The 25,994-nt window shown below is 61.5% G+C and carries 22 protein-coding genes and 1 tRNA gene; 6 read left to right on the top strand and 17 right to left on the bottom strand.

Annotation, left to right across the window (positions count from 1 at the left end):
* The first annotated feature begins 33 nt into the window (after positions 1-33).
* On the top strand, positions 34-1,281 hold the full coding sequence (locus QTL95_RS11225) for an NAD(P)/FAD-dependent oxidoreductase (protein WP_289720044.1): 1,248 nt from the start codon (positions 34-36) through the stop codon (positions 1,279-1,281).
* A 132-nt stretch (positions 1,282-1,413) separates the two neighbouring features.
* Positions 1,414-2,634: a YeeE/YedE family protein gene (locus QTL95_RS11220; RefSeq protein ID WP_289720043.1), complete on the top strand. Its 1,221-nt coding sequence runs from the start codon at positions 1,414-1,416 to the stop codon at positions 2,632-2,634.
* Here QTL95_RS11220 and QTL95_RS11215 read toward each other — a convergent pair.
* The 8 genes from QTL95_RS11215 to QTL95_RS11180 all read right to left on the bottom strand — a co-directional run bounded on the left by QTL95_RS11215 (position 2,631) and on the right by QTL95_RS11180 (position 10,974).
* Positions 2,631-3,164 (bottom strand): gluconokinase, encoded by a 534-nt coding sequence (locus tag QTL95_RS11215; RefSeq protein WP_289720042.1) that lies wholly within the window; start codon positions 3,162-3,164, stop codon positions 2,631-2,633. The two genes, QTL95_RS11220 and QTL95_RS11215, sit on opposite strands and share 4 nt — an antisense overlap.
* A 52-nt stretch (positions 3,165-3,216) precedes the next feature.
* Entirely contained in the window at positions 3,217-4,053 is an 837-nt protein-coding gene (locus QTL95_RS11210) for a dipeptide ABC transporter ATP-binding protein (protein WP_289720041.1), read from the bottom strand.
* Positions 4,050-4,898, bottom strand: a complete 849-nt coding sequence (locus tag QTL95_RS11205; RefSeq protein WP_289720040.1) for an ABC transporter ATP-binding protein — start codon at positions 4,896-4,898, stop codon at positions 4,050-4,052. Before QTL95_RS11205 ends, QTL95_RS11210 begins: the two co-directional genes overlap by 4 nt.
* Before the next feature lies 1 nt (position 4,899).
* Positions 4,900-5,787 (bottom strand): ABC transporter permease subunit, encoded by an 888-nt coding sequence (locus QTL95_RS11200; RefSeq protein WP_018898502.1) that lies wholly within the window; start codon positions 5,785-5,787, stop codon positions 4,900-4,902.
* A 9-nt stretch (positions 5,788-5,796) separates the two neighbouring features.
* The gene (locus QTL95_RS11195; protein ID WP_018898501.1) at positions 5,797-6,801 is read right to left on the bottom strand and encodes an ABC transporter permease subunit; all 1,005 of its coding nucleotides are present in this window, start codon (positions 6,799-6,801) and stop codon (positions 5,797-5,799) included.
* 89 nt (positions 6,802-6,890) lie between these two features.
* Positions 6,891-8,486: an ABC transporter substrate-binding protein gene (locus tag QTL95_RS11190; RefSeq protein WP_289720039.1), complete on the bottom strand. Its 1,596-nt coding sequence runs from the start codon at positions 8,484-8,486 to the stop codon at positions 6,891-6,893.
* Between the two features lie 339 nt (positions 8,487-8,825).
* Complete coding sequence (gene rirA / locus QTL95_RS11185; protein WP_289720038.1) at positions 8,826-9,308, bottom strand: iron-responsive transcriptional regulator RirA; 483 nt, start codon at positions 9,306-9,308, stop codon at positions 8,826-8,828.
* Positions 9,309-9,477: 169 nt separating this feature from the next.
* A complete protein-coding gene (locus tag QTL95_RS11180) occupies positions 9,478-10,974 on the bottom strand; it encodes a CoA-acylating methylmalonate-semialdehyde dehydrogenase (protein ID WP_112533534.1) in 1,497 nt (498 codons plus the stop codon).
* 167 nt (positions 10,975-11,141) lie between these two features.
* On the opposite strand from QTL95_RS11180, the gene QTL95_RS11175 reads away from it, so the two are divergent.
* Positions 11,142-11,456, top strand: a complete 315-nt coding sequence (locus QTL95_RS11175; RefSeq protein ID WP_289720037.1) for a putative quinol monooxygenase — start codon at positions 11,142-11,144, stop codon at positions 11,454-11,456.
* Positions 11,453-12,334 (top strand): LysR family transcriptional regulator, encoded by an 882-nt coding sequence (locus tag QTL95_RS11170; RefSeq protein ID WP_289720036.1) that lies wholly within the window; start codon positions 11,453-11,455, stop codon positions 12,332-12,334. The genes QTL95_RS11175 and QTL95_RS11170 overlap by 4 nt, the downstream gene beginning before the upstream one ends.
* A gap of 7 nt (positions 12,335-12,341) precedes the next feature.
* Here the strand turns inward: QTL95_RS11170 and QTL95_RS11165 are convergent, their stop codons facing one another.
* The 5 genes from QTL95_RS11165 to QTL95_RS11145 form a co-directional block, all read right to left on the bottom strand.
* Positions 12,342-12,794 (bottom strand): DUF4174 domain-containing protein, encoded by a 453-nt coding sequence (locus QTL95_RS11165; RefSeq protein WP_289720035.1) that lies wholly within the window; start codon positions 12,792-12,794, stop codon positions 12,342-12,344.
* Between the two features lie 68 nt (positions 12,795-12,862).
* Positions 12,863-13,306, bottom strand: coding sequence for a hypothetical protein (locus tag QTL95_RS11160; protein ID WP_289720034.1), 444 nt, complete (start codon positions 13,304-13,306; stop codon positions 12,863-12,865).
* A gap of 258 nt (positions 13,307-13,564) precedes the next feature.
* Positions 13,565-13,810 (bottom strand): helix-turn-helix domain-containing protein, encoded by a 246-nt coding sequence (locus tag QTL95_RS11155; RefSeq protein ID WP_037187295.1) that lies wholly within the window; start codon positions 13,808-13,810, stop codon positions 13,565-13,567.
* Between the two features lie 318 nt (positions 13,811-14,128).
* A tRNA-His gene (locus QTL95_RS11150) sits at positions 14,129-14,205 on the bottom strand.
* A 125-nt stretch (positions 14,206-14,330) separates the two neighbouring features.
* Complete coding sequence (locus QTL95_RS11145) at positions 14,331-14,780, bottom strand: phasin (protein WP_289720033.1); 450 nt, start codon at positions 14,778-14,780, stop codon at positions 14,331-14,333.
* Between the two features lie 213 nt (positions 14,781-14,993).
* Between QTL95_RS11145 and QTL95_RS11140 the strand changes: the two genes are divergently transcribed.
* Positions 14,994-18,791, top strand: coding sequence for a sensor histidine kinase (locus tag QTL95_RS11140; protein ID WP_289720032.1), 3,798 nt, complete (start codon positions 14,994-14,996; stop codon positions 18,789-18,791).
* A 236-nt stretch (positions 18,792-19,027) separates the two neighbouring features.
* Here QTL95_RS11140 and QTL95_RS11135 read toward each other — a convergent pair whose 3' ends face one another.
* On the bottom strand, positions 19,028-20,980 hold the full coding sequence (locus QTL95_RS11135) for an acetoacetate--CoA ligase (protein ID WP_289720031.1): 1,953 nt from the start codon (positions 20,978-20,980) through the stop codon (positions 19,028-19,030).
* A gap of 162 nt (positions 20,981-21,142) precedes the next feature.
* On the opposite strand from QTL95_RS11135, the gene QTL95_RS11130 reads away from it, so the two are divergent.
* Positions 21,143-23,035 (top strand): AsmA family protein, encoded by a 1,893-nt coding sequence (locus tag QTL95_RS11130; RefSeq protein ID WP_289720030.1) that lies wholly within the window; start codon positions 21,143-21,145, stop codon positions 23,033-23,035.
* Here QTL95_RS11130 and QTL95_RS11125 read toward each other — a convergent pair whose 3' ends face one another.
* From QTL95_RS11125 to QTL95_RS11115, 3 genes are read right to left on the bottom strand one after another with little or no spacing between them, the layout of a single operon-like run.
* Positions 23,036-23,854, bottom strand: coding sequence for an ABC transporter permease (locus QTL95_RS11125; RefSeq protein ID WP_289720029.1), 819 nt, complete (start codon positions 23,852-23,854; stop codon positions 23,036-23,038). It lies immediately after the preceding gene.
* Positions 23,855-23,857: 3 nt separating this feature from the next.
* The gene (locus QTL95_RS11120) at positions 23,858-24,769 is read right to left on the bottom strand and encodes an ABC transporter permease subunit (protein ID WP_289720028.1); all 912 of its coding nucleotides are present in this window, start codon (positions 24,767-24,769) and stop codon (positions 23,858-23,860) included.
* A gap of 3 nt (positions 24,770-24,772) precedes the next feature.
* The gene (locus QTL95_RS11115; protein WP_289720027.1) at positions 24,773-25,915 is read right to left on the bottom strand and encodes an ABC transporter ATP-binding protein; all 1,143 of its coding nucleotides are present in this window, start codon (positions 25,913-25,915) and stop codon (positions 24,773-24,775) included.
* Positions 25,916-25,994 lie beyond the last annotated feature (79 nt).

Here is a 25,994-nt window from a genome sequence, read left to right as displayed (position 1 = left end):
TTTTCGTGCTGAAACAGTTTGGACGTGATCATCATGACGAAGACCACAATCGTGCTTGGCGCCGGCATCGTCGGCGTATCGACCGCCATTCACCTGCAGCGGCGAGGCCGCCAGGTAATACTGGTCGATCGCAAGGCGCCGGGCAACGGCACATCATTCGGCAATGCCGGTCTGATCCAGCGCGAGGGCGTCGTGCCCTATGGTTTTCCGCAGCAGCTTGGGGTTCTTTTCCGCTACGCACTCAACAACCGGATCGACGCGCATTATCACCTGAAGGCGCTGCCAAGGCAGCTCTCGTTCCTGGCGCGCTACTGGTGGCACTCCGACGCCAAGCGCCACCAGATGATCTCCAAGGCCTATGCGCCACTGATCGAACATTCGATTTCCGAGCATGACGACCTGATCGAGGCAGCGGGCGCTCAGCACCTGATCCGCAAGAATGGCTGGATCGAGGTGTTTCGCACGGCGGAGAAACGCGACGCGGAATTCTCCGAGGCGGAGCGGCTGCAAAGGGAATTCGGCGTCGGCTTCGATCGGCTCGACACCAGCGATCTGGCGCGGCTGGAGCCGGACCTGAACCTCGGCTTCGTCGGCGGGCTGAAGTGGAAGGACCCGTGGTCGGTCACCAATCCGCAAGCCCTGACCGCAAGCTACCTGCGCTATTTCGAAAGCATCGGCGGCCGCTTCATTGCGGGTGACGCGAACTCCTTCGGCAAGTTCGGCGCCGGCTGGAAGATTGCGACAGACGAAGGCCCTGTCGAGGCCGACGAGGCCGTGATGGCGCTCGGCCCATGGGCGGCTATCGCGACGAGGCGGCTTGGCTACGCCTTCCCGCTGGGGGTCAAGCGCGGCTACCACATGCACTACTCTGCAAAGGGCAACGCGGTGCTGAACAACACCGTTGCAGACACCGAACTCGGCTATCTCCTGGCGCCGATGGAGAACGGCATTCGCCTGACGACGGGCGCCGAGTTCGCGGCGATGGACGCGCCGAAGACGCCGGTGCAGCTGGACCGCGCCGAGAAAGTGGCGCGCGGCGTGTTTCCGCTCGGAGAGCGGCTCGATCCGGAACCCTGGATGGGTGCCCGCCCCTGCACACCGGACATGATGCCCGTGATCGGCAAGGCGCCACGCCATGAAGGGCTTTGGTTCGCCTTCGGGCACGCGCATCACGGGCTGACGCTCGGGCCGGTAACCGGCAGGGCGCTGGCCGAGCAGATGACCGGCGAACAGCCTTTCGTCGATATTTCTCCCTACTCGCCACAACGCTTTGACCCTTAAGCCCAATCCATTATCGCGTTTGGAGCCGTGCTGAGGACAGGAATCCGCCGTCAGGGCGAATTGCGCAAAGCCATTGCTACAACAGTAGTGCACTATTCGTTACAAGACACGGGAAACCTTAGGAAATCTCCCATGACCATCGCCTCCTCTTCCGCTCTTGACACCCGCGAGCCGTCGCTCGGCACGCCGGGTCTCGGCTCGCTTCTCGTCCTCGTTCTCGGTACGCTGCTGCTCGGCTATTATTATGGCCCGGCCCAGGGCGCGCTGTTTCTCGTCGGTGGCGCGCTCGGTATCGCGCTCTATCACGCCGCCTTCGGCTTTACTTCCGCCTGGCGCGTCTTCATCGCGGACGGACGCGGACGCGGGTTGCGCGTCCAGATGATCCTGCTTGCCATCACCGTCGTGCTGTTCTTCCCGTTTCTCGCCAGCGGCACGCTGTTCGGCCATGAGGTGAAGGGCTCGGTGTCGCCAGCCGGCATCGGCGTCATCGTCGGCGCCTTCATGTTCGGCATCGGCATGCAGCTCGGCGGCGGCTGCGCTTCCGGCACGCTGTTCACCGCCGGCGGCGGCAATGCGCGCATGCTGGTGACGCTGTTCTTCTTCATCGTCGGCTCGGTGCTCGGCACCATCAATTTCGACTGGTGGGTGAGCCTGCCGTCGCTGCCGCCGACATCGCTGGTGACGAGCTTCGGCGCAGTTGGCGGTATCGCGGTTTCGCTGATCATCTTCGCAGCCATCGCCGGACTGAGCGTGGTGGTGGAAAAGCGCTGGCATGGATCGCTGGAAGTGGCCGCGCCTTCGCCACGCCGCGGCTTTGCCCGTTTTCTTCGCGGTCCCTGGCCGCTGGTGCTCGGCGCAGTCGCGCTGGCGCTGCTCAACTTCGTCACGCTTTCGATTGCCGGACGCCCCTGGGGTATCACTTCGGCCTTTGCGCTGTGGGGCGCCAAGGGCGCGCAGCTGATCGGCATCGATCCGACCGTATGGGCCTACTGGCAGACGCCCGCCAACGCCAAGGCGCTGGCAAGCAGCGTGTTCGCCGATGTCACCTCTGTCATGGACTTCGGCATCATCGCCGGCGCCATGCTGGCTTCCTCGCTGGCCGGCCGCTTCGCGCCGAGCTTGGATATTCCGCTGCGCTCGGTGCTGGCTGCCGTCATCGGCGGGCTGCTGCTCGGCTACGGGGCGCGCATCGCCTATGGCTGCAACATCGGCGCCTATTTCTCCGGCATCGCGTCCGGCAGCCTGCACGGCTACCTCTGGGCCCTGGCCGCCTTTGCCGGCAATGTCATCGGCGTGAGGCTGCGGCCGTATTTCTTCCTCGAGAAGAAGATACTGCTTCGCAACGACGGCTAAGCCACACCTAGACTTTTGAGATCGCGGAGCGCCGTCTTCGCGATCTCGTCGATCGTCGCGTCGATATCGAGGGTGACGACGCCCGGTTCGCCCGTCGGAATTTCGAGAGTTGCAAGCTGGTTTTCCAGCAGGGAAAGCGGCATGAAGTGGCCCTTGCGTGCGCCCATGCGTGCGGTCAAAAGCTCCCTGGAGCCGTGCAGGTAGACGAAGAACAGGTTGCCGTCGACGGCAGCGCGCAGGCGGTCGCGGTAGCTTTTCTTTAGCGCCGAGCAGGAAACGACGATCCCCTCGCCCCGATCAAGCGCCGCCTTCATTGTCCGGCCGATGATATCGAGCCAGGGGAAGCGATCCTCGTCGTTGAGGGGTATGCCTCTCGACATCTTCTCGACGTTGGAGGCCGGATGCAGCGCATCGCCCTCGGCGAATTCGACGGCGAGTGCTTGCGCTATCGCCTCGCCCACGGACGACTTGCCGCAGCCGCTGACCCCCATGACTATGATGGCATGGGGGCGCGTGTTTTGTGCAGACATTCCAGAAATTCTCCTCACCTCGGCATGATCCACCGTGTCAGGAGACCCAAGCTTACGACGCGATGGCCGCATTCTTGCGGGCGAGACGTGCCCTGATGGTGTCGACATCGGCGCGCGGCGTCGCCGCGAACAATGTCTTGGTATAGCTGTGCTGCGGGTCGTTGAAAACCTGATCCCGCGATCCGTATTCGACGGCTTCGCCGTAATACATGACCATGACGTCGTCGGCCATGTAGCGCACCACCGAGAGGTCGTGGCTGATGAAGACGTAGGTCAGGTTCAGCTCGTCCTGCAGGTCGGCGAGCAGGTTCAGCACCTGTGCCTGAACCGACAGGTCGAGAGCAGACACCGGCTCGTCGAGAACCAGCAGACGCGGCTTCAGCATCAGCGCGCGGGCAATGGCGATACGCTGGCGCTGGCCGCCCGAGAACATGTGCGGATAGCGGTTGAAGTGGATTTCCTGCAGGCCGACCTTCTTCAGCATCGACATCGCCAGTTCGCGGCGTTCGGCAGCGGGCGTGTTGGTGTTGATGATCAGCGGCTCCATCAGGATATCGCCGATCTTCTTGCGCGGGTTCAGCGAACCATAAGGGTTCTGGAAGACGATCTGCACCTTGCGGCGCATCTCGGGCGTCAGATCGCCGGCGGCGATATCCACCTTTTTGCCGTCGATAAACAGTTCGCCGTCGCTTGCCGGATCGATCATAGTGATGATGCGCGCCAGCGTGGACTTGCCGCAGCCGCTTTCGCCGACGATCGCCAGCGTCTTGCCCTGCTCGACCGTGAAGCTCACGCCCTTGACGGCGTGGACAGTCTTTTCCTTCTTGAACAGGCCGCCCGGCAGAAAGTAGTTGCGGACGATGTTCTTGCCTTCGAGGACTGGCGTCATTGGGCCGCTCCCTCACTCGTCTGTTTGAAGATTTCGCCGATGGTCGGCAAGCGGTCGCCGGTGGCGTTGTCGGGCAGAGCCGCGAGCAGCGCGCGGGTGTAGTCGCTCTTCGGCGCCTCGAACAGGGAGAGCACGTCGGCCTCCTCCATCTTGCGGCCCTTGTACTGCACGATCACGCGATCGGCGGTCTCGGCGACCACGCCCATGTTGTGGGTGATCATGATCAGGCCCATGCCATGCTCGGTCTGCAGACGCATCAGCAGATCGAGGATCTGTTTCTGGATCGTGACGTCGAGCGCGGTGGTGGGCTCGTCGGCGATCAGGAGCTTCGGATTGCAGGCAATGGCGATGGCGATCATCACGCGCTGGCACTGGCCGCCCGACATCTGGTGCGGGAAGTGGCCGAGGCGCTCGGCGGGGTTCGGGATGCCGACAGCTTCGAAGAGCTCGATGGCGCGCTTGCGGCGTTCCGACTTGTTCAGCCCGAGATGGATGCGCAGCACCTCCTCGATCTGGAAGCCGACCGTGAAGCACGGGTTAAGGCTGGCGATCGGCTCCTGGAAGATCATCGACATGTCCTTGCCGATGATCTTGCGGCGCTCGCTGCCAGACATGCCGAGCAGGTTGCGGCCGTCGAAGACCAGCTTGTCGGCGGTGACCTTGGCGGTCCAGGGCAGAAGGCCCATGGCGGCAAGCATCGAGACGGACTTGCCGGAGCCGGATTCGCCGACGATGGCCAGAACTTCGCCGGCCGAGACCTTCATCGACACGCCATCGACGGCGCGGAAGGTGCCGGTCGAGGTCTGGAACTCGACGACGAGATTTTCGATTTCGAGAAGTGCCATATCAGGACCTCTTCAGTTTGGGATCGAGCGCATCGCGCAGACCGTCGCCCATCAGGTTGATGGCGAGAACGGTGATGAGGATGCACAGGCCCGGGAAAGTGACGAGCGACGGCGAGCTCTGGAAGAACTCGCGGGCGTCGGCGAGCATCGTGCCCCACTCGGATGTCGGCGGCTGGGCGCCCATGCCGAGGAAGCCGAGGGCCGCCGCGTCGAGGATAGCCGCCGAGAAGGCGAGCGTTGCCTGGACGATCAGCGGTGCCAGGCAGTTTGGCAGGATCGTCTTGAACATCAGGCGAAGCGTGCCGGCGCCGGCGACGCGGGAGGCCACGACATATTCCTTCTCGCGCTCGCTGATGACGGCGGCGCGGGTCAGGCGGACGAAGTGCGGCTGGTTGACGATCGAGATCGCGATCATGGCGTTCAGCAGGCCCGGACCGAGAACGGCGACCAGGACGAGGGCCAGCAGCAGCGACGGGAAGGCCAGGATGATATCCATGACGCGCATGATGATCGTATCGGTGCGACCGCGGAAATAGCCGGCGATCAGGCCGAGCAGGACGCCGGCAACTGCCGACAGCGATGCGACGACGAGGCCGATGAACAGCGAGAAGCGCGTGCCGAAGATCAGCCGCGAGAGCATGTCGCGACCAACGGCATCGGTGCCGAGCAAATAGGCGCTGTTGCCGCCTTCCGACCAGGCCGGCGGCAGGCGCTGGAAGCCCGACGGTACGTTCGGATCATGCGGGGCGACGACGGATGCGAAAATCGCCAGCAGGAGAACGAAGACGAAAACGACGAGGCCGATGACCGCGCCCTTGTTGCGGGAGAAGTAGTACCAGAACTCCGATAGGCCGGAGGGCTGGGCAGACGTGGTGTTTGTCGTGCTCATGGGCCGCTCCTAGTGTCTGATACGGGGGTTGATGAGACCGTACATCAAGTCGACGATCAGGTTGACGAGCATGATGATGGCCGCGATCAGAAGCAGGCCGCCCTGGACCACGGTGTAGTCACGCTTGAACACCGCATCGACCATCCACTTGCCGATACCAGGCCAGGAGAAGATGGTTTCCGTGAGGATGGCGCCGCCAAGCAGAACGCCGACCTGCAGGCCGATCGAGGTGACGACAGGGATCATGGCGTTGCGCAGCGCATGTACGCCGACGACCCGGAGAGGTGCGAGGCCCTTGGAGCGGGCGGTGCGCACGTAATCCTCGCCGAGAACCTCGAGCATGGCCGAGCGCGTCTGGCGGGCGATGACGGCGAGCGGAATGGTGCCGAGAACGATGGTCGGCAGGATCAGCGACTGGAAAGCCGACTTGAAGGCGCCGGCCTGGCCGGACAGCAAGCTGTCGATCAGCATGAAGCCGGTGACCGGCTTGAAGAAGTACATCAGCGAGATACGGCCGGACACGGGGGTCCAGTGCAGCGTATTCGAGAAGAGAACGATGAGGAGCAGGCCCCACCAGAAGATCGGCATGGAATAGCCGACAAGGGCCACACCCATGACCCCCTGATCGAACCACGTCCCCCTCTTCACCGCGGCGAAGATGCCGGCGGGAATGCCGAGGATGATGGCGAACAGGATGGCACAGAGCGACAGCTCCAGCGTTGCCGGAAACAGCGACATGAATTCCTGCAGGACCGGGCGCTTGGTGACGATCGACGAGCCGAGGTCGCCCTGCACGAGATTACCGAGGTAATCGATGTACTGGACGTAAACCGGCCGATCGAGGCCGAGGTCGTGCATGATTTCGGCATGGCGTTCCGGCGCCATGACGCGCTCGCCCGACATCAGCATGACCGGATCTCCCGGCAGCAGGCGGATGAACGCGAAAGCGATGATGGAAACACCGAGGAAGGTGGGGATCAGGACCGCTAGGCGCCCGATGAAGAAACGAAACATCTCATATGTCCATATTAGTCCGGCGGTCAGGTATCAAACCTGACCGCCGGCCAAGCCCGATCTTGTCGGGCATCTTTGCATAGTTTTGCTTATTCGGCGATATCAACGCCATCGAAGCGGTGAACGCCGACCGGATCCTGCACGTAGCCGGAAACCTTGGCGTTCATCGGAACGAATTCCGTCGAGTGGTCGATGGTTGCCCAGGGAGCTTCCTTCTTGAAGACAACCTGTGCTTCTTCGTAGAGCTTGGTGCGCACGGCAACGTCGGCGGTCTTCTTGGCCTTCTTCACGAGGGCGTCGAATTCCTTGTTGCACCACTGCGCGCGGTTGTTGCCACCGACGGCTTCGCAGCCGAGCAGCGTGTCGAGGAAGTTGTCCGGATCACCGTTGTCACCCGTCCAGCCGAGGATCGCGGCGCCGTCGCGCTTAACGTCCTTGGAGAGCTTCAGGTATTCGGCCCATTCGTGGGTGACGATGTCGACCTTGACGCCAACCTTGGCGAGGTCAGCCTGCATCAGCTCGGCGGCGCGACGTGCGTTCAGCATGTACGGACGCGAAACCGGCATGGCCCAGATCTTCATCGAGAGATCCTTGACGCCAGCTGCTTCGAGAGCCTTCTTGGCTTCGTCGGGGCTGTAGGCGTCGTCCTTGACGGCGTCGTTGTAGGACCACATCGTCGGCGGGATCGGGTTCTTGGCAACCTGGCCAGCGCCCTGGAAGACGGCGTCGACGATCGCCTGCTTGTTGATCGCCATATTCAACGCCTTGCGCACTTCAGGCTTGTCGAACGGAGCCTGCTGCGTGTTGTAGGCGAGATAGGCAACGTTCAGGCCCGGCTGTTCCAGAACCTTGAGGTTCGAGTCGGCCTTGAGGTCCTTGACGTCGGCAGCGTTCGGGTAAGGCATGATGTGGCATTCGCCAGCCTTGAGCTTCTGGGCGCGAACGGAAGCGTCAGGGGTGATCGCGAAGACGAGATCGTCGATCTTTTCCTTGCCCTTGAAGTAGGTTTCGTTGGCCTTGTAGCGGATGACGGCATCCGGCTGGTAGGCGACGAAGGTGAACGGACCGGTGCCGAGCGGCATCTGGTTCATCTGCTCCATCTTGCCATCGGCCTGCAGCTTGTCGGCATATTCCTTGGAAACGACAGAGGCGAAGTCCATCGCGAGGTCGGCGAGGAACGGTGCTTCCGGATGGTTGAGCGTGAACTTGACGGTGAGGTCATCGACCTTCTCCACCGACTTGATCAGATCCGGGAAGCCCATGCCGGCAGCGTATTCGTAGGAAACGCCGGCGACGTACTTGGCCCAGGGGCTGTCGGCCTTCAGCTGGCGATCGAACGAGAAGACGACGTCATCGGCGTTCAGATCGCGGGTCGGCGTGAAGAACTCGGTGGTCTGGAACTTGACGCCCGGATGCAGCTTGAAGGTATAGGTCAGACCATCATCGGAAACGGTCCAGCTGTCGGCAAGGCCCGGCTCGACTTCGGTCTTGCCATGCTTGAACTCGACCAGGCGGCTGTAGACGGTACGCGACGAAGCGTCGAAAGTGGTGCCTGCCGTGTAGATTGCGGGATCGAAGCCTTCCGGCGATCCTTCCGAGCAATATACAAGCGTCTTGGACCAAGCGGCCGACGCCATGGCCGAGGCCAAAACGGTCGCTGCCAGAAGGACAGAGATCTTTTTCATGATTTCGTTTCCCAGGTTTGTTCTTTTATACGTTTTTCTGATCCCAGAGCGCTCCTCCGGATCGAGCGCCGATGGAACGACATTTGATTGCTGAAATCAACGACCGGCCCGGAAAATTTTTCTAGCCGGTCAACTTTAGTAATTTTACGCCAAATTTCAGTCGCATTCAGCAATATTCACTCTGGATAACCCTTGTTTTGGTCACATTTAATGTGTGCGCATATGATCGGTGGTGCAAATACGGTACCGCGGCTGATGCGCCGACAACGGGAATCCGGAAACGAAACAACCGCAGCCACGATCCGTGACTGCGGTTGTGAAGAATAATGCGATGCGACCTCAGGCAGCCGGCGCGACAGCCTGCGGCTTGCGATGATGATGCTCGCCGTCGATGCCGAGCAGGAAATTGATCTGCGGACGGGCCTTGACGAGGTCGTCGATCGAATACTGCGTCAGAACGTCGAAGAAAGCATTGAGCGCCTTGCGCAGCGCCGAGTTCAGGCCGCAACTGTCGACCAGCGGGCAATCGATCTCGCCGTCATCCTCGAAGCACTCGGCCATGGCAAAGCTGTCTTCGGTGACACGCACCACGTCGAACAGGCTGATCTTCTCGGCCGGCTTGCCGAGACGGACACCGCCGTTGCGGCCACGCACGGTCTCCACCAGACCCGCCTTGTTGAGCGGCTGCAGAATCTTGAAAAGGAAAAGTTCGGAAACGCCGTAAGCCTTGGCGATCTCCGGGATACGGCTGAGGTTGCCGTCGTTGGCCGCGCAATACATGAACATGCGAACCGCATAGTTGGTCTGTTTCGTCAAACGCATGCCGATCTCCAGAATCGTTCTCTTTGAAAACCTTATATAGAGGCAATAGTAGTTTTGAACAATTCCAAAAAGGCGAAAAGGTGAAAAATTAAATCACGTTTTCTGACGGCTTGCCTCACACGAAAACGGGCTCCCGATGGAGCCCGTTTCCCATAGCTTACCGCGAAGCTTACTTCATCGTCGGCATGACGAACTCGGCGCCATCCTTGATGCCGGACGGCCAACGGGCGGTGATCGTCTTGGTCTTCGTCCAGAACTTGATCGAGTCCGTGCCGTGCTGGTTGAGGTCGCCGAAGCTGGAAGCCTTCCAGCCGCCGAACGAGTGGTAGGCCAGCGGAACCGGGATCGGAACGTTGATGCCGATCATGCCTATGTTGATGCGCGAGGCGAAGTCGCGGGCCGCATCGCCATCGCGGGTGTAGATCGCGACACCGTTGCCGTATTCATGCTTCATCGGCAGTTCGAGGGCTTCTTCATAGTTCTTGGCGCGGACGACAGACAGAACCGGTCCGAAGATCTCGGTCTTGTAGATCTCCATGTCGGGCGTGACGTTGTCGAACAGCGTGCCGCCGACGAAGTAGCCGTCTTCGTAGCCCTGCAGCTTGAAGCCACGACCGTCGACGACGAGCTTGGCACCTTCTTCGACACCCTTGTCGATCAGGCCGGTGACGCGGGCCTGCGCTTCCTTGGTGACGAGCGGGCCGAGGTCCGCCTTGTCATCCGTGTAAGGACCGATGCGGAGCGCCTCGATCTTCGGCGTCAGCTTCTCGACGAGGCGGTTGGCCGTTTCTTCGCCAACCGGAACGGCAACCGAGATCGCCATGCAGCGCTCGCCGGCGGAGCCATAGCCGGCGCCCATCAGAGCGTTGACGGCCTGATCCATGTCGGCATCCGGCATGATGATCATGTGGTTCTTGGCGCCGCCGAAGCACTGGGCGCGCTTACCGTTCATCGCTGCGGTGCCGTAGACGTAACGGGCGATCGGGGTCGAGCCGACGAAGGAAACGGCGCCGATATCGGGATCGGTGAGGATCGCATCGACGGCAGCCTTGTCGCCGTTGACGACGTTGAGGATGCCTGCCGGAAGGCCGGCTTCGATCATCAGTTCGGCAAGGCGGAGCGGAACGGAGGGGTCGCGTTCGGACGGCTTCAGGATGAAGGCGTTGCCGCAGGCGATTGCCGGGGCGAACATCCACATCGGGATCATGGCCGGGAAGTTGAACGGCGTGATGCCGGCGCCAACGCCGACGGCCTGACGCATCGAGTACATGTCGATCGCGGGACCAGCGCCTTCCGTGAACTCACCCTTCTGGAGGTGCGGAATGCCGCAGACGAATTCGCAGACTTCGAGGCCGCGAACGATATCGCCCTTGGAGTCCTCTACCGTCTTGCCGTGTTCGCTGGACAGGAGAACGGCGAGTTCGTCCATGTGCTTGTTCAGGAGCTCGACGAACTTGAAGAAGACGCGGGCGCGGCGCTGCGGGTTGGTGGCAGCCCACTTCGGCTGCGCCGCCTTGGCGTTCTCGACGGCCGCGCGCATTTCCTCGTTGCTCGCAAGCGCAACGGTTGCCTGCACTTCGCCCGTGGCCGGATTGTAGACGTTGCTGGTGCGTCCGCTGGTGCCTGCGACATGCTTGCCGCCGATGAAATGACCGATCTCACGCATGGATGTGCCTCCTCTGGGATTCATTCGATGCCGGACAGTCGCACTTCAATTTACACAAATCAATGAACTGATATAAGGAACCGTTGTGCGAAAATTAAAGCTCGGCATCGGCTGGCGTTCCTATGACGCATATAGAGCGCAAGCCGAATTTGGGAGGATGACCGCGAATGAGCAAAAACAAGATCGTGAGGATGGCGGAGATCGAACTCGATCCGGGCCAGGTCGAAGCGTATCGGGCACTGCTTTCCGAAGAGATCGAGGCGGCCGTCGCTCTGGAAGACGGCGTTCTATCGTTGAGCGCCGTTGCCGTGAAGGATAGCCCTCACAAGATTCGCATCCTCGAGGTGTATGCAGACCAGGAAGCCTACGAGGCGCATCTGCTGACGCCACATTTCCTCAAATACAAGACCGGAACAGCCGGAATGGTGACATCGCTCATCCTGATCGATGTGGAGCCGGTTGCGATGGCGGCCAAGCAATGAACTGGGATGACGTCCGCATTTTCCTCGCCGTTGCACGCACGGGCCAGATCCTCGCGGCCTCAAGGCGCTTGGCGCTTAACCACGCCACACTATCGCGACGCCTCACGTCTCTGGAGGAGGCTCTGAAGACCCGGCTCTTCGTACGCCGGACAAATGGGTGCGAACTGACGACCGAGGGAGAGATCTTCCTGGCGTCGGCCGAGCGGATGGAAACAGAGATGCTCGCCGCGCAGGCCAATCTCGGCCGCACGGATACAGCGATTGCCGGAACGGTGCGCGTGGGAGCGCCCGATGGCTTTGGCGTTTCGTTTTTGGCTCCGCGCCTGGGCCGATTGATCGAGCGCCACCCGGAACTGAAAATCCAGCTTGTGCCAGTGCCACGCTCGTTTTCGCTTTCGCAACGCGAGGCGGATATCGCGATCACCCTGGAGCGCCCGGAACAAGGCCGCCTCGTCTCATCGAAGCTGACGGACTATACGCTGGGCCTTTATGCTTCGCGAGAGTACCTCGCCAGACATGAAGCGCCAGGTGACATCGATGGCCTGAAAGGGCATCCGCGTATCGGCTACGTGGAGGACCTGCTTTTTACCGCGTCGCTCAATTTCTCATCCGCGGTGATGCGCAGTTGGGATGCCGCCTTCGAAATCTCGACCGCCATCGGCCAGACAGAGGCCGTTCGCTCCGGCGCCGGCATAGGCATCCTGCACGACTACATCGCCCGCCAATATCCTGAACTCGCTCGCATCCTTCCCGACGTTTCGATACGGCGTGCCTATTGGACGACCTATCACGAGAGCGCGCGCGATCTCGTGAGGGTTCGTACCGTCGTTGATTTCCTGCAAGAATTGATCGCGGACGAGCGTGACACCTTTCTCTGACATCACGTCAGGGGCTGTCGTCCCTCTTTTGGTCGGCGAAAGCCTCGGCGGCCCGAACGGGCATGCTGTCGATGATCGCGAAAAGCTCGCCGTTGCTGACAGGTTCGCTGACCTTCAGCTTTACCGTGCCATCCTTGCCAACCAGATGCGCTGCGAACTCGCCTGCCTCGGGCGCTTCCAGCTCAGCCGCAATAGCATCGGCGTCCAGCCCCTGCCCTGCACCGAAAAGCAGGCGGACGGAGCCATTGCCGATCTTCAGCATCACGATATCGCGCTCTTCCAGTGCAGGACGATCAGCTAGAAGCTGGTTTTCCTGACGCGCGGCACGAGCGTTGTCGCGATCGGCAAAGATCACGATTACACGGTTCTTCCACTGGAACTGCTCGAGGCTCGCGATCGCGGAATAAGCGCTGTTCGTTTCGTCGACCTTGGTTGCGCCATATAGCAGGGACTTGGACATGCACGTTTTCTCCTGTGTATCCTCAAACGTTTTGGACACACACGCGGTTCCACCGCGCGGCAGGAGTTTCAGTCAAGCCAGGTCTTTTGCAGCAGCCAGGATCCGCCAAGTAGCAGAAGCAGAAGCGGCACTGCGCCACTTCCGAGCGACACCGAGACGAACTCGCCAATGATCTCCGAGCCTGTGGCCGCATCCGAGAAAAGCACGTAGCTCGTACGGAGAACCGCCACCGCGCCGACAACGACCCCCGTCAGATCGATGAAGAGCGCATGCGAGCGCATTCCGTCGACGAAAACAGCGGCCAATCCCGCGACGTAAGCGAGCGGCAGCAGATAGGCGGCCATGGCGAGCAGACGAAAATCGCCCAGCCGCAAGGCGTCGGGCCCATCCGCGAAGATGACGTTCAGTATCGGCAAGACAACGGCGAGAACCGAAAGGAAGGCGAGCGCGCTTCGCAAAGCGAGCGTGCCCATGTCGATCTGCCTATCGTCTAAACGACGAATACGGTTCATGTTTGCCCTCGGCCCGGAAATGCCGCCGGGCCTGTGCCTCGGCGTCTCTCCAAGGACATTCGCCCACAAGTTGCTAACACACCATACCACCTGTCACGGTAAATCTACCCTAGAGTAGCAGCCGTTCATGCAGTTTAACCGATGTGGTGAAGAAGTTCTTAAAACAGGGAGGGTAGATACCGCAAATCTGACGGCAACCGCATCATAGGCGGGAGGCCACCCGGGCAACAATACAGCCCGCGTGGCCTGAAATCTTTGTCACATCGTGACGAACGAGGAAACCGGCACCTGCAGCGCGGCGGCAATTCGCTTGAGCTTTGCGGGATCGGCGTCTTCGCCGCTTTCGATATCCTCGATTTCACCGGCGACCAGGCCACATGTAACAGCGAGATCGTCGACACTGTATCCAACACCCTCGCGCGCTGCCTTCACGGCCGAAGCCACGTCAAATGCGGATACGGCAGTCGCGTTGGATTCATCCAGATTGTTGAGCGAAATGGACATTTAAGTCTCCTTCTGAAATCACTCTGAATTAGCCCCCGGACGGAAAATGACACTCCCATTCACATTTTGCAATGCAGTATGGTTAATCGTGATCATCGGTGGCGCAGCGGGGGAATTAGGCTGCGGAGTTTCCAAGGCAAGGGAGACGCCCCTCACCCATTGTCTTTAAAGGCAAAAAGCGGCTTGAGCGCAGCCTACCTTTCGTTAACCCGCCAAATGAGGCGGTATCCCACGACTTCAGCAGAATAAACCTGACAGCCATGAGAAATCCGACGCAAAGGTCGAATCAATCGATGGTGATAGCATTGTGGGAGAAGGTGGTACGGTTGGGGGGTCTCGAACCTCCGACCTCAGGTGCCACAAACCTGCGCTCTAACCAACTGAGCTACAACCGCATATGTCGCGTCGACCGCGACGGGGGTCACATACGAGGACTCGAAAATTAATTCAAGTCCTATCTCCACTCAATGCACAAAAAGGCCGGACAAATCGTCCGACCCTTGTCACCATATCCGTAAAATCAGGCAGCCTTGAAAGACGCCATGACCTTTTCAGCCGCTTCCTTGGATGGCTTCGCCAGCTTTTCGGCAACCTGCTTGGAGGTTTCCTGGAAGGACTTCGCCTGCTCGACGCTCAGTTCCGCCTGCTTGCGCACGAAAGCGGTCTGCAGCTCGATCAGTTCGGCAACCGACTTGACCGACAGCAGCGCGTCGAGATGGCTCAGCGAGTTAGCGGCATTGGTGCGCAGAGCGTCGATCGCCTGGTGGCCGATCTCGGCGGCGCCGGCCTGGGCGTTGTGAACCGTCGTCTCGATCGTCTTGGTGGCTTCCTCGCCGGCGGACTTCATCTTGGCAAATGCCTCGCGCGACTGCTGGGCACTCTTTTCGGCGAAATCGCGGAAGGATTCGTTGTACTTGGACGGGTCGAAGGCGGACATTGAAAAAATGTCGTCCATCTTTACTGTAGCCATTGGTATGCGCTCCTCTAGTCTGGACCTGCGTGATGGCCTGTAGGTTAGGTAATCTTCATATAGGGCATTTCATTGTGCATTGCAACATGATTGTGCAGCGCACAACGCGTTAACCTTTTCGGCTGAAATGCAGTGCGATTGCTGGACCAGTTTCGGGCCTGTCGTTATTAATAGACCGTTAATTTGAATGTGACCGAAGCCAAAGGTTCGATCATGCCGGCAGTGCAATACCCGTTCATCGACATCGCTGTTCACCCGCGCGTGCGGGAACGTTTTTCGCGTGGCGAGGGGATGGTGCTGTTTTCGGCAGATCTCGGGCGGGCGCTATGGGCAAACGGTGCCGGCGCGGAGCTTTTCGGCCATGCGGCGGTCTATGATCTGCTTGATCAGGGCGTGAGCGCCACCGACATCACGTTCCGGCAACTCGAAGCGACGGCCCGGCAACTTGCGGATACCGGCGAGAGCCGCAACTTCATGATTCGCATCGCCAGGGGATTCCAGCGCGTCATGGTGCAGGCGACGGTGGAATTGGTGCGCCTATCCTCCGGCGAGCGCGCGGTTCTCGTCTCCCTGCCCGTCTCGATGGAAAAGCTTTCGATCAAGGCATCTGCCGAACAGATGCTGCAAGGGCTCGACGATCCGGACACCCACATGGCCGTGATCGGCGCCGATGGCGAGATCATTGCCGCCTCGCCGGGCTATGCCGCGCTTGGCGTGACGCAGCAGACTGCCAAGGCGATGATCGTTCTGGCCGGAGACCATGCCGACCGGCTGGTGAAGCGCCCAGTCGCGACAGGCAAGGGTTACCTGCCCGCGGCCGTCGGCCGACTCAGTGACGAGCCGCCGCTTAATCTTCTCTTCGCGGTCGAGACCGTTCTCGGTCATCTCGATCCGATCGAACCGCCGGCACCCGCTTTATCCACAGCCGCTATTAACCATAACGAGCCGAGCGCTGCCCCGAGCTTCATCGAGGCGATCGATGCCGTGGCCGATATCGAGGAGCTGGACGACGCACCCGAGGATGACGCCGACGACGCCGGCATCGTGAGCGAGGAAGAAGCCGCCCTCGTCGCCGAGGAAGCCGCGCTGGCGGAGTCGCCTGTCGACGACACGATGGCCGACTTCGATGAACCTGCAGCCGAACAGAGCGAGCCGGAGATCGCGCGGGATGACGCGACCGCCGAGATCGATGTGATTGAGGCTGAGGAGGAGCCTGCCGGTCCGGAAGACACACAGGACGAGTTCGAAGATCTGTCCGTGGGTGAAGCCGAGGAACTCGCTGCCCTGCAGGCGGAAGCCGACGGACAGGGTGCGAGTGAGGTCGAGCACAAAGAAGACGCGTACGACGACGCGGCTGTCGAACCGGCCCTTGCCGAGGCCGAGCCCGAGGAAACGACCGCCTCGGCCGATGACGGATCGGAAGGCCCGGCGACGGATCACCCCGCTCCCTTCGTTTTCCGCCCGAACAGCCGGGCGACGCGCTTCGTGTGGAAGATTGATGCCGAAGGGCGGTTCAGCGAAGTTTCGGGCGAATTCGCCGAAGCGGTTGGTCCGCATGCCTCCAATATCATCGGCGTCGGTTTCGGCGATATCGCGGCCCTCTTCAATCTCGACCCGGACGGAAAGATCGCCGAGGCGCTGGCGCGGCGCGACACATGGTCGGGCAAAACCATTCATTGGCCGATCGAAGGCACCAGTCTGGCCGTTCCCGTCGACCTCGCGGCACTGCCGACCTATACTCGCAGCCGCGAATTCGACGGTTTCCGCGGCTTTGGCGTGGTGCGCCTTTCGGATGCGGCGGAAGATCCGCTTGCGCTCGGCCTCAGCCTCGGGCCTGACGGCGTGGTGCACGACAGCACCGAACTCGGCCAGCCGGCCGATGTGCTGGAGGAACTGGCCGAAACCGAGGCTGCGGAAGAGGTAGCGGTGGAAACGGCGCCTGAAGCTGCCGAGGCCCCAGCCAGCGAAGGCATTGAGCCCGCGGTGGCGGAAGACGATACGGGTGCGCAGACGCCCGACGTTTCGGATGAGCAGCCCGAAAGCAAAGACGCTGCCGAGACATCGGCGCCGCCGAAGCACGAGCCGCCTGCCCTGCGCATCGTGGAAACGCCGAGCCGCCGGCTGACCGACAAGATCGTGCAGTTGCATGGCGCCGGGCCGACGCTCAGCAATGCCGAGCAGGCGAACTTCCGCGAGATCGCCAAGCGCCTCGAGGCGTTTGGCGTGCGCGATGCGGAAGAGGAAGCAGAGACGGCGGCCGCCCAAGAGACGGACGAGGCACCCGCTACCGAAAAGAATTCGGCTGTCGAGAAGAATATCGCCGATCACGCGGAAACGCCGGATGAGGATATCGCGGAGGATGGCGTCGAATCCGTGGAAGCGGGCGACGATCAGGCTCCGCTTCCCCAAGCCGATAGTGACGACGACGTGACCGAGGGGCTGGAAGAGACCGTGAGCCAGATGGACATGCTGGCGAACTTCATCCCGCCACGCGTGAAGATGACGGACGGACTTTCGACCGAACTCATCGACCAGATGCCTGTCGCCGTCCTCATACATGCTGGCGACCAACTGATCCACGCCAATCCCGAGTTCATGCGCCTGACCGGCTACCAGTCACTCCAAGACCTGGCCGATGTCGGCGGCATCGACGCGCTGCTGCAGCGTCACGACCTGGAGGAAAAGGCGGGGCGCGCCGGCGCCATGATGCTGGTGACCGTCGATGACGATCTGGTTCCGGTGACGGCGAAGCTGCAGTCCATTCGCTGGCAGGAATCCAGTGCCCTGATGCTGGCGCTCATTCCCGTTGCAAACGAGGTTTCGGTTCCAGCGCGACCGGCAGCGACCATCGATACCCGTCCCGCCGACCGTATGATCGAGAAGGTCGCCAAGCTGCAGGTGGAAGTGGAGGAACTGCGCTCGATCCTCGAAACCGCCACCGATGGCGTGGTCGTCATCGGGCTCGACGGCGATATCCGCTCGATGAACCGTTCGGCGAGCGCTTTGTTCAACTACGACGAGGAAGAAACGCGCGGCAAGCCTTTCGTCATGCTGTTCGCACATGAAAGCCAGAAGGCTGTGCTCGACTATCTCAACGGCCTTTCCGGCCATGGCGTCGCCAGCGTGCTCAATGACGGTCGCGAAGTAATCGGTCGCGAGGCGGCGGGCGGCTTCGTGCCACTGTTCATGACCATGGGGCAGCTAACGTCTTCGAGCGGCTACTGCGCTGTCATCCGCGACATCACGCAGTGGAAGCGCACGGAAGACGAGCTGCGCAGCGCCAAGAGCGCCGCCGAGACCGCCAACGATCACAAGACCGACTTCCTCGCCCGCGTCAGCCACGAGATCCGTACGCCGCTCAACGCCATCATCGGCTTCTCCGACATGATGGCGAGCGAGCGCTTCGGTCCGATCGGCCATCCGCGTTACATCGAGTATGCCAACGACATCGGCCGCTCCGGCCGCCATGTGCTCGATATCGTCAACGACCTGCTCGACATCTCGAAGATCGAAGCCGGCGAGATGGAGCTGGACTTCGTCGCCATAGGCCTCAACGAGGCTGTTTCCGAAGCAGTGGCATTGCTGCAACCGCAGGCCAACAGCCAGCGGGTTATCATCCGCACCGCGCTTTCGCAGGCCGTTCCCGAGGTTGTGGCCGACCTGCGCTCGATCAAGCAGATCGCGCTCAACATCCTGTCGAACTCGATCCGGTTTACGCCATCGGGCGGACAGATCGTGGTTTCCACCTCCTACGAGGCGAATGGCAGCGTGGTTCTCAGGGTCCGCGACACCGGCATCGGCATGACGCGCGGCGAGCTCGATCAGGCGATGAAGCCGTTCCGTCAGGTTTCGACGCAGACGCGCAACCGCGGCGACGGCACGGGTCTCGGCCTGCCGCTGACCAAGGCGATGGTCGATGCCAACCGTGCGACCTTCGCGATCAGCTCGACGCCGAACGAGGGAACGCTTGTCGAAATCACCTTCCCGTCACAGCGGGTTCTGGCAGGCTGAAAGAAAAAAGGCAGCCACGCGGGCTGCCTGAAAGTTTGGGTGCTGTTCAACAAGGGCTCAGTCGTTCAACGTCATGTATCGGGAGCGAGAGGCTCCTAGCTGCTTCGTTCATATGCAGCCCCAAGTTCGGTAAACCTTTGACAAGGGTTTCTTAACAAAAGGTTTCCAGCAGACGGCAGGTCTTCCCGCTGAAAGATTGTAGTTTCGTTAAGATTTGAGCGAACCGGCCGCCGTGGCTATACCCGAAGTTCTTCAAGACCTGCGAAAAGCTCCAGCGCCTCCGGATTGGCCAGCGCCTCCTTGTTCTTGACCGGGCGACCGTGAACAATCTCGCGGACGGCCAGTTCGACAATCTTGCCTGATTTGGTGCGCGGGATATCGCTGACGGCAATGATCTTCGCGGGCACGTGGCGCGGCGAGGCACCGCTGCGAATGCGGGTTTTCATGGCTTTCGCGAGCTCGTCGGACAGCGCCACGCCGGGGGCGAGACGGACGAAGAGCACGACGCGCACGTCGTCATCCCAATCCTGCCCGATGCACAGCGCCTCGGCCACCTCCTCCATCTGCTCGACCTGGTTATAGATCTCTGCGGTACCGATGCGCACGCCACCGGGATTGAGGGTGGCGTCCGAACGGCCATGGATCACAATGCCGTGATGGTCCGTCCATTCGGCGAAATCGCCGTGGCACCAGACGTTGTCGAAACGCTCGAAATAGGCCGCCTTGTACTTGGCGCCACCGGGATCGTTCCAGAACATGATCGGCATCGACGGGAAAGCCTTGGTGCAGACAAGTTCGCCCTTCTCCTCGCGCACCGGCCTGCCGTCGTCGTCCCATACGTCCATCGCAAGGCCGAGCCCCGGCCCCTGGATCTCGCCGCGCCAGACCGGCTGCAGCGGATTGCCGAGAACGAAGCAGGAGACGATATCGGTGCCGCCCGAGATGGAGGCCAGCTGGACATCAGGTTTGATCCCTTCATAGACGAAGCTGAACCCTTCCGGCGACAGCGGCGAACCGGTGGAGGTGATGAGGCGGAGGCTGGACAGATCGTGCGAGGCGGCGGGCGTGAGGCCGCTCTTGCGCACCGCGTCGATGTACTTGGCGGACGTACCAAAGACGGCGAACCTTTCGGCTTCGGCATAATCGAACAGCACATTCCCATCAGGCGCGAACGGGGAGCCATCGAACAGGCAGAGTGTGGCGCCGACGGCCAGACCACTTACCAGCCAGTTCCACATCATCCAGCCGCAGGTGGTGAAGTAGAACAGGCGCTCGCCGGGCTGCAGACCGCAATGCAGACGATGTTCCTTCAGGTGCTGCAGCAATGTGCCACCGGCGGAGTGGACGATGCATTTGGGAACGCCCGTCGTGCCCGACGAGAACAGGATATAGAGAGGATGGGAGAAAGGCAGGCGCCGGAACTCCAGTTGCGTCGCCTCGAAGGGTGCGATGAAGTCGTTCATGGTTTTCGCGCCGGAGACCGCCCGCGCCGTGGCTTCGACATCTCCGGCATAGTGGACGATGACGGCTGCCGTTCCCAAGCGTTTGGAGACCGCTGCCACCTTTGCCGTGACGTCCTGCAGCTTGCCGCCATACCAGTAGGCGTCGCAGGCGACGAACAGCTTCGGTTCGATCTGACCGAAGCGGTCGAGCACGCCCTGCTCGCCGAAATCCGGAGAGCAGGACGACCATATGGCGCCGATCGAGGCGGCGGCCAGCATGAATGCGACGGTCTCGGGTACGTTGGGCATCATCGCTGCGACACGGTCGCCGGGACCGATGCCCTCCGCTTTCATCGCCTGCTGCAGCCGGGAGACAAGGCTGCGCAGCCGATCCCAGCTCCAGGCGTCGCTGACCTTGTCCTCGCCGCGGAAAAGGATGGCGATACCCTCCCCTTCATCGGACAGGAGGTTCTCAGCGAAATTCAGACTCGCTTCGGGAAAGAAGCGTGCATCGAGCATGATCTCGCCATCGAGAAGCGCCGTGTCTCCACGTTCTCCCTTCACGTCGCAGAACTGCCAGACAGCCGTCCAGAAGCGCTCGCGTTCGGCGACCGACCATGCGTGCAGGTCTTCGTAGGTCTTGAGCGACAAGCCGAAATCGCGGTTGCACTTCTGCATGAAGGCGTACATCGGACTTGCCTCGACCGAAGCCTGCGAGGGTAACCAGAGCGGCTTGTCGTCACGCATGCACATACCTCCTGTTCGGCTGCCTATATAAGATGCCATATCGGCGTATAAAGCCAGTGACGAGTGGACGCGGCCGGTATGGATTTGCATGCGTCGGGCATTTGATATATCCGGCATTTCAGTGGATTAACGGGCGAACGGCCGGAAATACTGGCGACAATCATGAGCATGTCTCGACAGCCGCGCTGGCGGAAGAAAATCAGACCCGTTTCACGTTGGCTGCCCGGCTTCGCGCGGCTCGCGACCGTGGTCCTGCTCATTGCCCTGTCCATCTTCGTGGCACTGCGCGTCGCCGGCCCCTATCTCGTATCCACCAGTCTTGTTCGCTCCGGCATCGAGGATGCGGTGTCGAAATGGACGGGCTATCGGGCGGAAATTTCCGGCAGGCCGGTTGTGGAGTTCTGGCCGACACCGCGCATCACGCTCAACCAGATGTCCATTCGAAAGACAGGTGGCGACCACAAGCTGCTCGGCACCATCGAGAGCCTGTCGGCCGAATTCAACCTGATCGACGCCTTCCGGGGCCGCGCCAATTTTCATGAGTTCCACCTGCTGCGTCCCAGCCTGAAGCTGACCCGAGAGGCGAGCGGGATGATCGACTGGACGAACGAGGGCCTGCTCGCCAAGGCGATCGATAGTGCCCGCGAGGATGGCGGTCGCCAAACTCTCGACAGAGGCCTGGATGCCGAGATCGGCACCATCACGGTCGAGGACGGAACACTCGATATGACCGATGTCGCCAGCGGCAAGACCTATCGCTTCGAGGGCGTAACCGCCGATGTCGACTGGCGCAAGCTGTCGAGCCCGATCTCTGCGGTGCTGATCGCCCGCACCAGCGGTCAGGACCTGAAGATCGATTTTTCCTCTCGCAGTCCTTTGTTGATCTTTGCCGGCAAAAGCGCGCAGCTAAGCACTGCGTTGACCTCCAAGCTTCTGATGGCCCGCTTCGACGGGCTCGCCAATATTTCCAATCTCGCCGGCGTTTCCGGCAACATCGCGCTCAACGTGCCGGATCTGCCGGCATTGCTGGACTGGTCCGGTAAGTCGGTGCCCGGCATTGCAACGCTCAAGGCCTTCTCGGTCGAGACCGATGTGCTCTCGGCCGCCAACGGTTTCCGTTTCAACAATGTCAGCCTCGGGATCAATGGCGCGAACGCAACCGGAGTGATGGACTTCTCATATATCGCCAACGAGCGCGCCAAGCTTGGCGGGACGCTGGCGTTCGACCAGATCAACTTCAAGTCGCTGTTCGACGCCTTTGTGCTCAGACTTGCGGCCGGCGAAGCGGGAGGGCCACCGGATGGCGGACCGCTTCAGCGGCTCGATCTCGATCTGAGGCTTTCGGCCAAGCAAGCACAGATCGCTCCCTTCACGCTGACTGGCATGGGCGCCAGCATCATTGTTTCGAGCAACGAGGCGAAGCTCGATATCGGCGACAGCCAGTTCGAGGGCGGTTCGCTCACCGCCCATCTCGAAGCAACGCGTGGCGACTTCGACGGCGGCGGCAAGCTGCAGATGTCCATTCGCGGTGCGGATTTCGGCGGACTGATCGAGCGCCTTCAATTGAACGGACCGCTGCCGCTAGCCTCCGGTTCGCTTGATGTCGCCGTCCGCACCGGACTGCCGCTCTGGAAAGCCGGCGTCGGCGACCTGACTGGAACAATCGCGTTTCGCGCCGGTGCCGGCTCCTTGTCAGGCTTCGATACCCAGGCGGTGCGCGCGGAGGCGGCCAAATCGGACTTCTTTCCGCTGGCCGCAGTATCCCACCGCGCGCTGCCCTTCAACCGCTTCGACATCACCGCCGACATCGAGAACGGTGCCGCGGTGCTGCGCGATGCGCGGATCGAGGGGCCGCAGGAAACGCTGACACTATCCGGCGTCATTCCCTATCAATCGAGCGGGCTGGCTCTATCAGGATCGATCGAGGCCACGGACCCCGCGTTGGCGGCCGAATTTCCGCCGTTGCCGTTCTTCATCGGTGGCTCGTGGCCCGATCCGCTGCTTTCGCCCGCACATGCTCGCAACGGACCGCTACAGCCCGCCCAGCCCCAATAATCAGGGCGCGTTCGCCGCTGCTCGCTCATCGCGTTCGCGCTGCACTTCGCGCCGCTTGGTGATGACGGATGCGCAGATGACGCCGATCGTGACCACGCCGATCAGCAGCGTGCAGACCGCGTTGATCTCCGGCGTCACGCCTAGACGGACCTGGCTGTAGATCTTCATCGGCAGCGTGGTTGCGCCCGGCCCGGAGGTGAAGCTCGCGATCACGAGGTCATCGAGCGACAGGGTGAAGGCCAGGATCCAGCCGGAGAGGACCGCGGGCGCGATGATCGGCAGCGTCACCTCGAAGAAGGTACGCACCGGCGGCGCGCCGAGATCCATCGCCGCTTCCTCGATCGAGCGATCGAAGCTCAATAGCCGCGACTGGACGACGACGGCAACGAAGCACATCGTCAGCGTGGTGTGCGCCAGCGTAATGGTCCAGAAGCCACGATCGAAACCGACAGCCACGAAGAGCAAGAGCAGCGACAGGCCGGTGATGACCTCGGGCATGACGAGCGGAGCATAAACCATGCCCGAAAACAGCATGCGGCCACGGAAGCGCGTATAGCGGACCAGGGCGATCGCGGCGAAGGTGCCGAGGATCGTCGCGGCGGTCGCCGACAGGACGCCGACGCGCACCGTCACCCAGGCGGCGTCGAGCAGCGCCTGATTGTGGAACAGCGAGGCGTACCATTTGGTCGAGAAGCCGCCCCAGACGGTGACCAGTTTCGACTCGTTGAAGGAAAACACCACGAGCAGAACGATGGGCAGGTAGAGGAAGGCGAAGCCGAGGGCGACGGAGGCAATGTTGAAACGGGTCCATCTCAGCATGGCTTACTTCCCCTGCTCATCGGCTTTGGCTTGCGCGTTCTGGAAGAACACGATCGGGATCACCAGGATCAGCAGCAGGATCGTCGCCACCGCCGAGGACACCGGCCAGTCACGATTGGCGTTGAACTCGTTCCACAGCGTCTTGCCAATCATCAGCGTTTGCGATCCGCCGAGCAGATCGGGGATGACGAATTCGCCGACGGCAGGGATGAAGACCAGCATGCAGCCGGCGACGACGCCCGGCAGCGACAGCGGAAAGGTGACGCGCCAGAAGGCTGTGATCGGCGGGCAGCCGAGATCCTGCGCCGCCTCGATCAGCGTACCGTCCATCTTTTCCAGTGAGGAATAGAGCGGCAGCACCATGAACGGCAGGTAGGAATAAACGATGCCGATATAGACCGCGACATTTGTATTGAGGATGATCAGGGGGCTGTCGATGAGGTGCAGGGACTGCAGCAGCTGGTTGAGCAGGCCCTCCGGCTTGAGGATCGCGATCCAGGCATAGACGCGGATCAGGAAGCTCGTCCAGAAAGGCAGGATGACGAGCATCAGCAGCGTCGGTCGGATGGTACGCGGCGCCTGCGCCATGCCGTAGGCGATCGGATAGGCGATCAGCAGCGTCAGGAAGGTGGAGACGCCGGCGATGATGACGCTCGACAGATAGGCGTTGAAATAGAGCGGATCGTCGATCAGGTAGCTGTAGTTGTCGAAGGAGAAAGTGCCGATCTTCTCCCATATCCCTGCCCAGCCGTCCGAAAGCGCGAACACCGGCTCATAGGGCGGCATGGCGATCGCGGTGGTGGACAGCGAAATGCGGAAGACGATGAAGAATGGCGCCAGGAAGAAGAGCAGCAGCCAGACATAAGGGACGATGATGACCAGACGGCTGTAGACGGCGGAACCGAGTTTGCCCATGGTTCAATCCTTCAGCAGCACGCCGGCGTCTTCGGCGAAGGTGATCCAGACTTCCTGGTCGTAGGTGAAGGGGTCGTCCACGGCGCGCTGCGCGTTCAAGAGCGAGGCCTTTACGACCTTGCCGCTCTTCAGCTTCACATGGAAGACGGTCATGTCGCCGAGATAGCCGATGTCCCAGAGCTCACCGGAAACCGCATTGATGCCGGGATGGGCCGGCGGCTTGCGGCCGACCTTCAGCTTTTCCGGGCGGATCGCGAAGCCCGCCGAGGAGCCCATCGCCGGCTTTTCCGGCGTGACGACCTTGATCGAGAATTCGTCATCGACGGCGATCTCGACGGTGCTGTCGTTGGCGCCGACGACCTTGCCGTCGAAGATGTTCACGTCGCCGATGAAGTCGGCGACGAAGCGCGAGTTGGGCGCCTCGTATATTTCGGCCGGCGTCGCCACTTGGACCACCTTGCCGTGGCTCATGACGGCGATGCGGTCGGCCATGGTCATCGCCTCTTCCTGGTCGTGGGTGACAACGACGAAGGTCAGGCCGAGGCTCTGTTGCAGGTCCATCAGTTCGAACTGGGTTTCCTCGCGCAGCTTCTTGTCGAGCGCGCCCAACGGCTCGTCGAGCAGCAGCACCTTCGGACGCTTGGCGAGCGAACGGGCGAGCGCGACGCGCTGGCGCTGGCCGCCGGAGAGCTGGTTTGGCTTGCGGGAAGCGAACTTCTCGAGCTTGACCATCTTCAGCATCTGCGAGACGCGCTCGGCGATCTCGTCCTTGGCCATTCCGTCCTGGCGCAGGCCGAAGGCGATGTTCTTCTCGACCGTCATGTGCGGGAAGAGCGCGTAGGACTGGAACATCATGTTGACCGGCCGCTTGTAGGGCGGCGTACCGGCCAGATCGGTTCCGTCAAGCACGATCTCGCCCGCCGTCGGCTGCTCGAAGCCGGCAAGCATGCGCAGCAGGGTGGACTTGCCGCAGCCGGAGGCGCCAAGAAGGGCGAAGAACTCGCGGTGGTAGATATCGAGCGAGAGATCGTCGACCGCGGTGAAGTCACCAAACTGCTTGGTCACGCTCCTGAAGGAGATGAACGGCTTAGCGGACGGGTCCGTCCAAGGCGCGAAGGAACGGCGAATATTGCCAAGTGACTTCATAGTGTTCCCCGAAAATCTCTCTGAAAAGGCCGCCGTCCCCACGATCGGCATACAAAAAAGGCCCGGTCGCTGCCGCCCG

This window comes from Rhizobium sp. S152 (assembly GCF_030380735.1).
Taxonomy (GTDB): domain Bacteria; phylum Pseudomonadota; class Alphaproteobacteria; order Rhizobiales; family Rhizobiaceae; genus Rhizobium.
Note: the sequence above shows the minus strand (reverse complement) of the source record. Positions and strands in the feature narration are given on the sequence as shown.

What these genes read in the sequence shown, in the direction of transcription:
- QTL95_RS11225 (WP_289720044.1), top strand. Translation starts at nt 34, where the DNA reads ATGACGAAGACCACAATCGTGCTTGGCGCCGGCATCGTCGGCGTATCG.
- QTL95_RS11220 (WP_289720043.1), top strand. Translation starts at nt 1,414, where the DNA reads ATGACCATCGCCTCCTCTTCCGCTCTTGACACCCGCGAGCCGTCGCTC.
- QTL95_RS11215 (WP_289720042.1), bottom strand. Translation starts at nt 3,164, where the DNA reads ATGTCTGCACAAAACACGCGCCCCCATGCCATCATAGTCATGGGGGTC.
- QTL95_RS11210 (WP_289720041.1), bottom strand. Translation starts at nt 4,053, where the DNA reads ATGACGCCAGTCCTCGAAGGCAAGAACATCGTCCGCAACTACTTTCTG.
- QTL95_RS11205 (WP_289720040.1), bottom strand. Translation starts at nt 4,898, where the DNA reads ATGGCACTTCTCGAAATCGAAAATCTCGTCGTCGAGTTCCAGACCTCG.
- QTL95_RS11200 (WP_018898502.1), bottom strand. Translation starts at nt 5,787, where the DNA reads ATGAGCACGACAAACACCACGTCTGCCCAGCCCTCCGGCCTATCGGAG.
- QTL95_RS11195 (WP_018898501.1), bottom strand. Translation starts at nt 6,801, where the DNA reads ATGTTTCGTTTCTTCATCGGGCGCCTAGCGGTCCTGATCCCCACCTTC.
- QTL95_RS11190 (WP_289720039.1), bottom strand. Translation starts at nt 8,486, where the DNA reads ATGAAAAAGATCTCTGTCCTTCTGGCAGCGACCGTTTTGGCCTCGGCC.
- rirA (WP_289720038.1), bottom strand. Translation starts at nt 9,308, where the DNA reads ATGCGTTTGACGAAACAGACCAACTATGCGGTTCGCATGTTCATGTAT.
- QTL95_RS11180 (WP_112533534.1), bottom strand. Translation starts at nt 10,974, where the DNA reads ATGCGTGAGATCGGTCATTTCATCGGCGGCAAGCATGTCGCAGGCACC.
- QTL95_RS11175 (WP_289720037.1), top strand. Translation starts at nt 11,142, where the DNA reads ATGAGCAAAAACAAGATCGTGAGGATGGCGGAGATCGAACTCGATCCG.
- QTL95_RS11170 (WP_289720036.1), top strand. Translation starts at nt 11,453, where the DNA reads ATGAACTGGGATGACGTCCGCATTTTCCTCGCCGTTGCACGCACGGGC.
- QTL95_RS11165 (WP_289720035.1), bottom strand. Translation starts at nt 12,794, where the DNA reads ATGTCCAAGTCCCTGCTATATGGCGCAACCAAGGTCGACGAAACGAAC.
- QTL95_RS11160 (WP_289720034.1), bottom strand. Translation starts at nt 13,306, where the DNA reads ATGAACCGTATTCGTCGTTTAGACGATAGGCAGATCGACATGGGCACG.
- QTL95_RS11155 (WP_037187295.1), bottom strand. Translation starts at nt 13,810, where the DNA reads ATGTCCATTTCGCTCAACAATCTGGATGAATCCAACGCGACTGCCGTA.
- QTL95_RS11145 (WP_289720033.1), bottom strand. Translation starts at nt 14,780, where the DNA reads ATGGCTACAGTAAAGATGGACGACATTTTTTCAATGTCCGCCTTCGAC.
- QTL95_RS11140 (WP_289720032.1), top strand. Translation starts at nt 14,994, where the DNA reads ATGCCGGCAGTGCAATACCCGTTCATCGACATCGCTGTTCACCCGCGC.
- QTL95_RS11135 (WP_289720031.1), bottom strand. Translation starts at nt 20,980, where the DNA reads ATGCGTGACGACAAGCCGCTCTGGTTACCCTCGCAGGCTTCGGTCGAG.
- QTL95_RS11130 (WP_289720030.1), top strand. Translation starts at nt 21,143, where the DNA reads ATGAGCATGTCTCGACAGCCGCGCTGGCGGAAGAAAATCAGACCCGTT.
- QTL95_RS11125 (WP_289720029.1), bottom strand. Translation starts at nt 23,854, where the DNA reads ATGCTGAGATGGACCCGTTTCAACATTGCCTCCGTCGCCCTCGGCTTC.
- QTL95_RS11120 (WP_289720028.1), bottom strand. Translation starts at nt 24,769, where the DNA reads ATGGGCAAACTCGGTTCCGCCGTCTACAGCCGTCTGGTCATCATCGTC.
- QTL95_RS11115 (WP_289720027.1), bottom strand. Translation starts at nt 25,915, where the DNA reads ATGAAGTCACTTGGCAATATTCGCCGTTCCTTCGCGCCTTGGACGGAC.